This is a genomic window from Flavobacterium sp. ABG (genome assembly GCF_001027725.1).
Taxonomy (GTDB): Bacteria; Bacteroidota; Bacteroidia; order Flavobacteriales; family Flavobacteriaceae; genus Flavobacterium; species Flavobacterium cupriresistens.
In genome coordinates, this window is sequence record NZ_LEKS01000019.1 from 37064 (window position 1) to 48452 (window position 11389).

Here is an 11389-nt window from a genome sequence, read left to right on the forward strand (position 1 = left end):
TAAATATATTTAGTTAATTGTTGAAAACCGTAATTCGTTACGGTTTTTTTCTGCCCAAAAGTGATTGGAGTAAGGAATTGTTATGAACACGAATTACACGAATTTCCACTAATCAATTCGTGTTAATTAGCGCAATTTGTGGCATTTTTTTTTGAAGCTAAACTTTATGGAATGTTTTTATGGACACGAATTACACGAATTTTCACTAATCAATTCGTGTTAATTCGTGTAATTTGTGGCTTTTTTTAGGTTAGACTTTATCGGGATGTTTTTATAGCCACGAATCTCACAAATTTCCACGAATCAATTCGTGTTAATTCGTGCAATTCGTGTTTTTTTTAGGTTAGACTTTATCGGGATGTTTTTATAGCCACGAATCTCACAAATTTCCACTAATCAATTCGTGTTAATTCGTGCAATTCGTGTTTTTTTTTAGGTCAAACCTTATCCGTATGAAAAGAAGACTCGAATGAAAGATTTCGTCACTCTGTAGAAAAAAGTAATCCTTTCAATTCTTTTAATCTGTGGCAGATCTTTTTTTTATTTCGCCACAGATTAAAAAGATTAGGAGGATTTTTTCTGGTTTGTGGTCTTGCGCTTTTAACTAGAAAGCACTTCACAAAAGCGTTGCAACTTTTGGACATGATTTAAATAACATTTATTTTTGAAGCGATTTTTTATTCATTTGCTTTTTTTTCATAACTTTAGTTATCAATGTTGGAATGAAAAATAAAATCTTAAATTAACCCTTTTAATTATAAAATTATGGTAGTACAATATAAAGGTGAACAATACGGAAAGGAGACACAATTTACAATAAGAATCATTGGTAATAATCTTTCTAAAAGCAGTTCAAATTATCAAATAGATTTATTGGTAGGTGATAAACAATTGCCAACTTTTACCACGTCTATTCACCAGAGTTTATCAAATTGCCTGAAAGAGATCTATTTGTTCAGAAAACATAACGGGATTAAATTTGATGCTTCTTCTGAAGTAATAAATCCTAAATTAGTGCCTTACGATAAGGTTTTGTACGATTATAATAAGTATGCTTTGTTTATGGCTTAGGTCATTTTACTTAGTAAAAATACGGAAGACTGTCTATTGAGATGGTCTTTTTTTGTTTTCATAGAGGAGGATTAGTGCTTTATAAAGAAAAATGTTTGACACGAATTTCACGAATTTCACGAATTGGCACGAATTATTTTGTTGGTTGTATTTCTTTTCTGCGCATAGTTTGTCCTTTCGACGAAGGAGAAATCACACTTGCTGAGCACTTTTTTTATGGAAATTTCTGTGTGAATTTAAACGCGAGGAACGCTAAGTTTTGTTCAAGGGTCGCAAAGTTAGGGGAAGTAAAAGTGATCTCTTTTGTGATAGAACTAAAAAAAGCTTCAGATTGTCCTGAAGCTTTTGTTTGTAAACGGATGTTTTATGACTTTATAAATTCAAATCTTTAAAACCCGAAATTTCAGTAGAAACTTCACCTAGCCATCCACCTTCGGCACGGTTTGAATTGTAGACTTTGATGAAGTTAATTCCTTGTAGTTTTACAGGGTTTCCTTTTTTATCTACGGCCCAACTGATATCGATTTGGGCTTTTTCATCGGTGTTGGACCAATTGTCGGCATAGCCCCAATCGTAGGCAGGGTTTACCCAATACGTACCGGTTCCGGATTTATCGTATAGGTTGGCTTTTAAGAAAGTTCCTTTTAGGGTAATACTGGTGCCTTTCCAGGTTGGATAGAAAGGATTGCTATGATAAGCATTTTTAGAGATATAACCTGTTTGTCCTTGATTATCAGTCCAACGAATGTAATTGGGTTCCGATGGGTTTTCAGGTTCACTTTTGGGTTGGTAATACGTCAGTTCGTAATTTTTGATGGTTGTTGGTTTATTGTGCTCTGAGCCTGCAATTTCGTACCACTCGTCATCTGCTTTTCCGTTGTTGTTTACATCGCTGGAAACCATGATTATACCGGGTTCGGCCCAATTGCTAAACGCGTTTCCAAGGACGATAAAATCGTTGCCTTCTTTATTGATAATCGTATGGTCAAATCCCATTACGATATAACCTCCAAATCCGCCAAGACTTACCAAGCTTCCTGTTGTAAGTGCCGTTTCTGCTTTTTTCCGCATGGTTTCGTCAGTGTCTTTTGCAGTTGCTTCGGGTAGCGCATTTGTAAATTGCCCGGGAGCAGGAAAGAAATCAAAGACATTTTTAACTCCGTTCAGATAGGTTTTTTCATTTACATTAACGGTGATTTTTTTAAAGATTTCACCGGAATTGTTTTTTACTCTAAAGTCAATTTTATAGGTTCCGGCTTCTGCAAAAACATACATTAAATCAAGCGTGGTAGCAATTATTTTTCCATTTAACAGCCAGGTATAAGTCACGTTATCCGGGTTTTTAAGCTTAGGCTGGAGGTGAAACCATTGCATTTTATCAATTGTAAAACCATTTGTTGGTTCATCAAATGTTACTTCCGGTAATACCACTTCGGAAGGTGTCTCATCTTTGGAACATCCGGTGAGGAATAGAGTTGTGGCTAATGCAATTAAAAATTTATTCATAAACGAAAAGAGTATTATTTTCTATTCTTGTTTTTGCTTTAAAAGCGAAAAAACGAAAACGAAAACCAAATTTGAATTTGATGTTTGTGTTCGGGCTTAAAGTTTTGCTCCACGAAAACTTTAAACTATTAAGCAGTGGCAGGTCTCCTGACTTGTTTCCATTTTGAGCAACCTTCCCACATTTCTAAAAATGCAGTGGCAAAAGATTAGATTTTGGAGATTTGAAAAATCAACAGCAATCTGTCAAAATGTTGCATGAAACTTACAGTAACGGGCTTGTTCAGGATTTGCACCTAATTCCCTTTTAATCAACTACACCGAAAAATGCAGTTGAACCATTGCGCGTACAAATGTAAATAAACTCTTTGGTGCTTTGAATGTTAATTTCAAAAAAAAAATAAACGCTTTTTTGAGGTTCTTTTTTATAAGACAACTCAAATAAATGGTAAAATAAACTTTTTAGCGGCAGATTATATAACACGAAATTTCTCATGATACTAAAACTATTTTTATATATTTGATATAGTAGAATGATTAAAAATAGATTGTTTTGAAGATGTATTGCTGAAAATGTTATAGTGTTAAGTCGTTGACTTATAGTGTATAAATGTATTTTTTGTTAAATCAAGTAAAATTAAGCATTAGTATTAACCATTAATTAACCAATCATTGTATTATGAAAACAAAAATTATTTTAGTTGCTTTTTTAGTATCCCTTTTTATTTCTTGTCAAACAGATGAAATTGCTCAGGAGCCATCGGCTTTGGAGCAAAACAAAGAATTGAAATTTGCCGTTGATCCGGATGGCAAGATCTTACAAAACATTCCACCCGAAATTATCAGCTTAATGGTAAAGGAGTTTGAGTTATCGAATAAGAAAAGTGAAATCGAGGTACTGAGAAATTCTTATGATTTTGAGACGGGGAATTTAACCAAAGAAGCAGCCGGAAGCGATGCCTATTTTAAAAAGTTGAATGAACTGGCCACTGAAAAGAAACTGACTGGCAAAGCAGCTGAAGCGACAAGTGGATATAGAGCACATGTAGCAGGTAAAGGTTGGTTGCCATGGACGCCATACGGACAAGTAATAGGAACAATTGGAGAAAGCAGACAATTGGAGGCTGTTGAATTTGGAGGTTACATTCCGAGTCCTATTTGTAAAATTGGAATTGCTCACGTAGAAGGACTTGGTTGGTACGATCAGGGATGTTCGAGAACATTAGGAACCGTTGGTTTAGGCAGAAGAATGGAGGCAATTCAGGTATATGCTGCAAGTTACTACAGAGCTTATGTGGCAGAATTAGGCTGGTTACCATGGGTAAGCAGTGGTCAGGTTGCCGGAACTGTTGGACAAAGCAGAAGAATGGAAGCTTTTCAGGTAACGAATTTTGGATACTAGACTACGGATATTAGTTCCCTAATTCAGGCAAGACTGCGAAATACTTTCTTTAGAATACACACAAAAACTCCTTAAGAAATTAAGGAGTTTTGTGTATATAAAATGATAATGAATCATTCTATTCGTACTTTAAGAATTTTAAAATATTGGTTCTTTCGGCTAAAGACAAGATACACCTCTCAATCCTTTTATGTTTTCGTCAAATAGGATCAACTAATTATTAACTAGCAGCTTGAATTAATTAGTAGGATCGCTCAACTTTACCGTTTTATAAATATCAAAAAGAATAAAAACTGCAGTAATAGGATTGGCAAATAAAAACAGGTCTAAAAAACCACCGTGTGTAATTTCAAAGAGAGCAAGTATTAAAAACAGTGCAAATAAAAGCAGATTAAATATGCCGAAAAAGCAATAAAGAAAACTTAAACTTAATTTGTTCTTCTTGTCGTTTTTAAAATAAAAGAATCTTAATAGTATTAAAATCACTCCAATTGCCCCGGAAACCCAACAACTGTTTAAGTAAAAACCAAAAACCCCGAACCCATGAAACCAGCCAGGTGATTCAAAGAAATAAATGAAGAAAGCACAAATTGTCCAAATATTTGTTATGATCAGGGAGAAGGTTAGATTTTTAAAAAGGGTTTCTTTCATGTGTTGGTTTCTTTTGGTTATAAATAAAGTTTTGATGTTAACACTGTGTAAACATTAATAGTGCCAGAATGTGAATAACAATAGTATTTAATTCTTGCTCTCAGTAAATTTTAATTCAGTTCTTGAAAGATTTTTTTGTAATTGTGTGAAATGTAAAAAGGGCAGAACCTTATAGAATGGTTCTGCCCTTTTTTTATTCTTTATAGTTGGATTGCGGAAAATTTAACGCAAAGCTCGCAAAGATTTTCTTTTGCACGCAGATTTGCTTAGCCAGTTCGCTATCGCTCGGGTAGCGGATTAGGCTGATCTTATTTATCTCTCAAAAAAATATTTGTGCAATCTGCTAAATCTGCGTGTAAAAAAACAAGTATAAAACTAAAAAGAATTCGTAATACTATAACTAAACTTTGCGTGCGGTTATCTCCGGTTTAAGCATAACTTTTCATTTTCTGAACGATCTCTAAATAACGATTTTCAAAAACAGTTTGCTCAACAGGAACCACAACCGATTGGAATAATTGCATCAAATTATCAGCGTGATTGGCTACTTTTGTTGTTTGAAGGTTGTAATGAATGAATTTTATCCAAAGCAATGCTTTTAGTTCTGTTTCATTCTCATTCCACATTTTCATTTCTACCAGTAAAACATTATCGGTATATTGAATCAGTTGAGACTCGATTACTACGGTTTCCATTGTAGAGGCCGGTCTCATATAACTGATCTGATTGGAAGCCACAACCCAGCTCAGCGCGGTTGTTTTCATCAATTTAAAAATATCAAGATTGTAGTGTTCTGCAATTTGATCTTCACGGGTATTAATGAAATATTCAAGGTATTTTGCATTGTTCAAATGATTGAAAGGATCGCAATCCTGAAATCTGATTTTTCTTTTTGTTTTTAATACTTTTTCCATTTTTAATTAAATTATCACATACCGATTGGTATATGTAGGGTTAAATTTTTTTACTTTTTTATGCTTTTAATTAGTATGTCATCAATGAAATCCATTGCATGCGTAATGTAGGAGTCGTCATTGTGTGTGAATGCCAAAAGAGAACTGCCTTCTATCATAGTTAAAATGAGTTGTGCATATTTGTTTACATCGGTATCCGGTTGAATTTCATCTTTGCTAATCCCTTCGCTGATGATATCGGTTAGTCCATTAATGAATTTTTGAGATAACTTCTCGGCAGCTTCGAACAATAGAGGATTTACAAATTTGGTATCAACAGAAACCCGTAACATCGGACAACCGCCTCTGTCCTTGAGCAAATCGTAATAGGAGCGATGGTAGTTGGTTATGGTGTGTAATTTGTTAATAGCACCTTCCTTGGTCGCCACCAGCTTAAACAACGGAATTATAGCAATACCGACATTAAGTTTAAAGGCTTGCAACGCCAAATCTTCTTTGTTGGTAAAATTGCAATAAATAGCTCCTTTGGTCAGTCCCGTAGCCTTTGTAATATCCGACAAACTGGTTCCAATATAGCCTTGTTTATTAAAAACGGGCGCAATTTTATCCAATATAAATTCAGAAGTATTCATGGCTTGTTTGGATTTGTGACTAATAGTAGGGCAAATATAAGAAACAAATACCGATCGGTATGTGAGAAAATGATTTTTTATTTTAAATAATTTATTTTACTAAATTTTGGAAGAATGTTTGGGTTCTTGTTCTGTTAGCAACAAGATTAGTGTTAGCATTGGTTTAGAGACTAAGATGCTCGCTGGCAATCCTAAAAAACAAACAAAAGCTATCGGACATCGTTTTATCAGAAGTCTTTGAAAGTGGGTAATTTAATGAAATTTACTGCTATATGATTTCGTGAAAAAATGATTAATCTTGTTAAAAAATAGTCGTACATTAGTTGTTTGTAAATGTTTTATTTTTAGTTAAGTTGTTGATTTGTTTGTTTTTATGATGTTTTATTTTGATATATTTTTAATTGTTATTGAAAAAAAATGTCTTACAATTTTTGTTTTGCTTTTAAGTGTTTAATTAAATGTATAAAAAACTTAATACTAAATATTATGACTAAAAAAATAGCAATTATCCCGAAAAATAAGGATAGAGGAATACATGTTGAGACGCTACAAAAAAGACTACTTGATTTAGGATTTAACCCTAATGGAGTAGACGGTATTTTTGGCAATGGCACAGCAGTGGCGCTTAAAAAATTTCAAAGTTCATCTGGTTTATCTGATACAGGAATTATTGACACTACAACGCTCTCCAAACTCGATTTAGAAGTAAAAGTGGGACAAGACAATAATCATGAAATTGCGATAACAGATATCGTAGATAGAAAAGATATTACTAACACAGATTGGAAAAATAGAGGGAAGGCTGTTTGGGGTTACTATTATGGTATGGCACTTATGTTTGCAGTTTTATACAAAAGATTAAAAAATGGAGATCCACTTGTCAAAGAAATGGCAAAAGCACTTCATTCAGATCGTGATAGAGATGCTTTAAAAAGATTTGATACTGTGTTTGCTGGTAAAGGGATGAAAAATGATAATGGAGAAGAGGACAGGTTAAGGCATCTGTTTGTTCTTATGTTTGGGCTTGGTGTTATGGAAAGTAACGGAAAACATTGTGCAGGCAGGGACATTACCATGAATTTTGATCATGGTGATGATACGGAAGCGGGATTGTTTCAAACTAGTTATAATGTAAGGAGTGTTGCAAGAGATAAATTATCACAAGTGTTTGAAACATACAGATCGTCAAACACAAATGGTTTTTTAGAGTATTTCAAAAAAGGGTTTAAGTCCGAAGAAACCGAAAATTATGGGACCGGAGACGCTTACGAGTTTCAAAAATTATCAAAAGAGTGTCCTGCATTTTCTATAGAGTTTACTGCTATCGCATTAAGAAATGTATCCAATCATTGGGCTCCTGTAAAACATATCGGAGATATCGAAAAAGGGTTGGAAATAAATAGTAGCTGCAATGAACTCTTAAAACAAGTACAAGAGTATGTTGATAAATATGGATTTAATACTGATGAGATAAATTTTGTTGAAAACAGAACGGACGAAGTTGCTCCAATTACAGCAATTGAACCAAAGAGTGAGCTAAAAGAAATTGCATTAAATAAAGCAAATGAATTAGGACAGAAGGAGCAACTTGAAAAACTATTTGACTCGTATCCCGAAAGTACGGCAAACTATTGGGCAGTAGTAGATTTTAATAAACCAAGTTCAGAGAAAAGATTTTTTATCTTTAATTTGAAAAATAAGAATTACAAATCCTATTTGGTTGCCCACGGAAAGAATTCAGGAGAATTGTATGCAAGAAATTTTTCTAATGTAATTGGGTCTAATCAATCAAGTTTGGGGATATATAAAACAGCAGAGACCTATAATGGAGAACATGGACTCTCATTAAGACTAGATGGACAAGAAGCTGTAAATTCAAATGTAAGAGCAAGAACGATTGTAATTCACAAAGCAGATTATGTGGTGCCAAATTATAAAGGAACTGGTAGAGCAGGTCGCTCAGAAGGTTGTTTAGCTGTAAATCCTGCTGACATTGATGAAGTTATAGCAAATTTGAAAAATGGCTCCTATATTATTGCATGGACTATTAACGCATAGTTTTAAAAAATCTGCTGTTTTTATATGGAGGAAAAGTAAATAAAGACTACTACAGTCCGCTAGAGATTTTTCGTTGGCTTTTTAAGTCTAACGAAACCTTAGTGGTTGTGCATCGTTTATAAGTTTAAGTCTTTTAATTGTACCACTGCATTTAATTGGTAATTTTCAGTTAAGTTGAAAATTTTTCCGAGTTTTTGTGAAGCACTGATAAAAGCGATGAAGGTACACAATTCCGAAATTTCCTTTTCAGAGAAAAACTCTTTAAGCATTTCAAAATGCACATTTGAAATGGATTGGTGGTCTTTACAAAACAGTTCGACAAAAGCAGTTACAGTTGCAGTTTTTATTTTAGTTTCATCAAAGTTGGGTCTTCCTCCTTTTACCATACAGTATTCACAACCATTTTCAAAAGCCATTGCTCTTCTTATTTGTTCTAATAAATCGTTGTCTAAGGACGTTTTTTCCCAAAAAGATTCCTCCAATTCAATCCATTTTTCAAGGATTTGAGTATTGTGTCCGATAAGTTTTTCAAAAGAAGTTTTTCCATTTTCTGCAAAGTTAATTCTTGTCATTGTTCAAAATTTAAGTTAATCAAAGTTCAAGGTTTTGATTTCTTTGTCAAAGTGGATTTAATGGTAATGTTTATTAATTTAGCTTAAATTAATTTTATTTTAAACAAGATGCAATGAAAATAGCTTTAGACGATTTTGATTATAAAATTCTTCAAATCCTGAACGAAAATGCAAGATTGAGTTATGCTGAAATCGGAAGAAAAATTGCTTTGTCGCAATCGGCAACGAAAGAACGTGTTTTAAATTTGGTTGAAAATGGGGTGATAAAACAGTTCAGTACAGTTATAGATTTTGAAAAACTAGGCTACGGATTAAAGGTAATTATTAGCTTAAAATTCAAAAACGATGAGTTTAAAATATTCATTACTGATCTGTCAAAGTTTCCTGAAATTCTCAATTGTAAACGCGTTACGGGAGAATATTGTTTGATTGCGGAATGTGTTTTGCGGGATAGTTTACATCTCGAAAATTTGATTGACCGCTTGATCACTTATGGTGTTCCTGCGACTTCAGTTCAATTATCAGAAATAAAAGCAGATACTTTTTTTAAGCGTAAGATGAGTTAAAAACACACATTATGTTTAGGCATTTGGCAAGCAGATTTCCTCCTTGTTCTGTCAATTAAATCAGGACATATTGGGCTTAAAACTTTGGTTTTCGATAAAGTAGTATTTGAATCACATCATTTTCCCTTCCTTAGCATACTCTTTTTTTATCCCCTGAAGAAGGTGCGTGAGGTTAATAGTTTCGTTTTCGTCTTCCAGTGTTTTCAGACAGGCATATTGAATGATGTTTACAATATTGGCGCCCGTAATGTCGTATTTTTTGGAAAGTTCGTTTAGGTTTACGTCCTCAGAAATTCTAATTCCTCTTGGCAGGTTATTTTCCCAAAGACGCAAGCGTTCCCCGTAGGAAGGGACTTCAAACTCAATTATAGATTGAAATCTGCGGGTGAAAGCGGTATCAATATTCGCCTTAAAATTCGAAGCCAGAATAACCAATCCGGGATGGTTTTCGATGCGTTGCAGCAGATACGAAACTTCCTGATTAGCGTATTTGTCATGGGCATCGCGAACGTTGGTTCGTTTTCCGAACACGGCATCAGCTTCATCAAAGAAAAGGATCCAGTCTTTGTCGGCGGCTTTGTCAAATAGTGAGGAAAGGTTTTTCTCGGTTTCACCAATGTATTTTGAAATTACCATCGATAAATCAATTCTGTAGACATCTCTTTTAGTATACTTCCCAAGGAGGGAGGCGGTGAGCGTTTTTCCGGTTCCCGGGGCACCATAAAACATGACTCTGTATCCCGGTTTTATTTTGGATTTCATGTTCCATTCGTTCAGGATGATGTCGTTAAATTTCAACCAGGTTTCTATTTCTTTAATGTTATTTAAAGTAGTAGAATTGAGTACCAAGTCGCCCCATTCTAATTGAGTTTCGATTAATTGTGCGGGGAAGATGCTGCTGAGCTGCGGTTTCAGGATTTTTCCGGTAATGAATTTTTCGACATATTCATCATCTAAAACAAGCAAACCGCTTAGTTTGGGTTCGCCATTGCTAACCGAGTCTATTTTGATGATTCCTTTTTGATAAAGGAAAGACTTGTTGTGCAGGTAATTATAAAAGGAGATTCTATCCTCGAGATGGTTTCCTGCGATTAAAAACTGAGCAGTTTCACCTGTTGGTAAAATCCCGCGGTGGTTCTTTGTTTTTATGCCGCCAAATTCGGGTAATTCACCACCATTGGGTAGGTATTCGGCTATGATGGAGCTTAAAAAATCAGGATGAATATTAGGAACCAATGCCAATGCAAGTAACAGAATATCGGTTTCGGACAGGTTATTTTCTATGATGAATTCGTTCACAAATCCCGTAGCATCCAGTTTTCTGACGATGAATTTTTCCGCTGGATTTTCTACCTGAAAAAGAGTGTCAAGCTGAAAGATGAATTGGTTTTTTAGAATCTCAAATAGTGTTTTCATGATGGTTTTCTTAAAAATTCAATTAATTCATTTCCTAATTCTATTTGTTCATTAACCGATGCCATAAAAGGATCGGTTAGGTATTCAATATCTTTAATTTCAGGGAGATTTCCTGTCAACGTTTCTTTCCAATTGCCTTTGTTGTTTGATTCAACAAAATCATATAATTCTTTTCGTTGGTTTACCTCCTTAAAAAAGTTCGGAGATTTGGCTGCCGGATAATAAGAATAGTAGGGAGAGGGTAAGCGGCCCAATGATGAAAAACAGGTTAAATGGCCTTTAGGTTCAAAAATAAAAAATAAAGGTTCACTATAAATGCAGGTTCTTAATAAGGCAAATTCTCCATTCAACAGTCTTTTTTTCAACTCAATTAATTGAGGAAGTATATGCTCCAGTATGCCGAAAGGATTAAAATCTTCGTTTGATGACATCGAAATCCCGTTAAATATAAGAATAACTTTCTCCAGATTGGGTTTCCAGAACGGGGGATTATCAAGAAAGTCTCGGATATTGATTGCGCTTTTAGGCAAGAAATCATCTTCGAAACTATCATCATCTGCCGGATTATAAAGGTAAAATGTTAGCATTATATTTTAGTTGTTTT

Annotated in this window: 10 protein-coding genes and 1 riboswitch; of the genes, 4 read left to right on the forward strand and 6 right to left on the reverse strand. The window is 34.2% G+C overall.

Features of this window, described 5'->3' with window-relative positions:
- Positions 1–765: 765 nt before the first annotated feature.
- The gene (locus AB674_RS17430; RefSeq protein WP_047778555.1) at positions 766–1071 is read left to right on the forward strand and encodes a hypothetical protein; all 306 of its coding nucleotides are present in this window, start codon (positions 766–768) and stop codon (positions 1069–1071) included.
- Positions 1072–1443: 372 nt separating this feature from the next.
- Here AB674_RS17430 and AB674_RS17440 read toward each other — a convergent pair whose 3' ends face one another.
- The gene (locus AB674_RS17440) at positions 1444–2577 is read right to left on the reverse strand and encodes a PKD-like domain-containing protein (protein ID WP_047778557.1); all 1134 of its coding nucleotides are present in this window, start codon (positions 2575–2577) and stop codon (positions 1444–1446) included.
- 119 nt (positions 2578–2696) lie between these two features.
- Positions 2697–2932: riboswitch (cobalamin riboswitch) on the reverse strand.
- A 321-nt stretch (positions 2933–3253) separates the two neighbouring features.
- On the opposite strand from AB674_RS17440, the gene AB674_RS21995 reads away from it, so the two are divergent.
- Entirely contained in the window at positions 3254–3976 is a 723-nt protein-coding gene (locus AB674_RS21995; protein WP_053004313.1) for a hypothetical protein, read from the forward strand.
- Between the two features lie 1079 nt (positions 3977–5055).
- On the opposite strand, the gene AB674_RS17460 is transcribed toward AB674_RS21995, so the two are convergent.
- Both AB674_RS17460 and AB674_RS17465 read right to left on the reverse strand, forming a co-directional pair.
- Positions 5056–5541, reverse strand: coding sequence for an acyl-CoA thioesterase (locus AB674_RS17460; protein WP_047778560.1), 486 nt, complete (start codon positions 5539–5541; stop codon positions 5056–5058).
- Between the two features lie 50 nt (positions 5542–5591).
- The gene (locus AB674_RS17465) at positions 5592–6173 is read right to left on the reverse strand and encodes a TetR/AcrR family transcriptional regulator (protein WP_047778561.1); all 582 of its coding nucleotides are present in this window, start codon (positions 6171–6173) and stop codon (positions 5592–5594) included.
- Positions 6174–6659: 486 nt separating this feature from the next.
- Here AB674_RS17465 and AB674_RS22000 point away from each other — a divergent pair, with 486 nt between their 5' ends.
- The gene (locus tag AB674_RS22000; protein ID WP_053004314.1) at positions 6660–8231 is read left to right on the forward strand and encodes a murein L,D-transpeptidase catalytic domain-containing protein; all 1572 of its coding nucleotides are present in this window, start codon (positions 6660–6662) and stop codon (positions 8229–8231) included.
- A 116-nt stretch (positions 8232–8347) separates the two neighbouring features.
- On the opposite strand, the gene AB674_RS17480 is transcribed toward AB674_RS22000, so the two are convergent.
- Positions 8348–8803, reverse strand: a complete 456-nt coding sequence (locus tag AB674_RS17480) for a carboxymuconolactone decarboxylase family protein (RefSeq protein ID WP_047778562.1) — start codon at positions 8801–8803, stop codon at positions 8348–8350.
- 113 nt (positions 8804–8916) lie between these two features.
- Between AB674_RS17480 and AB674_RS17485 the strand changes: the two genes are divergently transcribed.
- Complete coding sequence (locus AB674_RS17485; protein WP_047778563.1) at positions 8917–9369, forward strand: Lrp/AsnC family transcriptional regulator; 453 nt, start codon at positions 8917–8919, stop codon at positions 9367–9369.
- A gap of 111 nt (positions 9370–9480) precedes the next feature.
- Here AB674_RS17485 and AB674_RS17490 read toward each other — a convergent pair whose 3' ends face one another.
- Positions 9481–10785, reverse strand: a complete 1305-nt coding sequence (locus tag AB674_RS17490; RefSeq protein ID WP_047778564.1) for an ATP-binding protein — start codon at positions 10783–10785, stop codon at positions 9481–9483.
- Positions 10782–11372 carry a hypothetical protein gene (locus tag AB674_RS17495; RefSeq protein ID WP_047778565.1) on the reverse strand — a complete coding sequence of 197 codons (591 nt, stop codon included), beginning with the start codon at positions 11370–11372 and terminating at the stop codon, positions 10782–10784. Before AB674_RS17495 ends, AB674_RS17490 begins: the two co-directional genes overlap by 4 nt.
- Positions 11373–11389 lie beyond the last annotated feature (17 nt).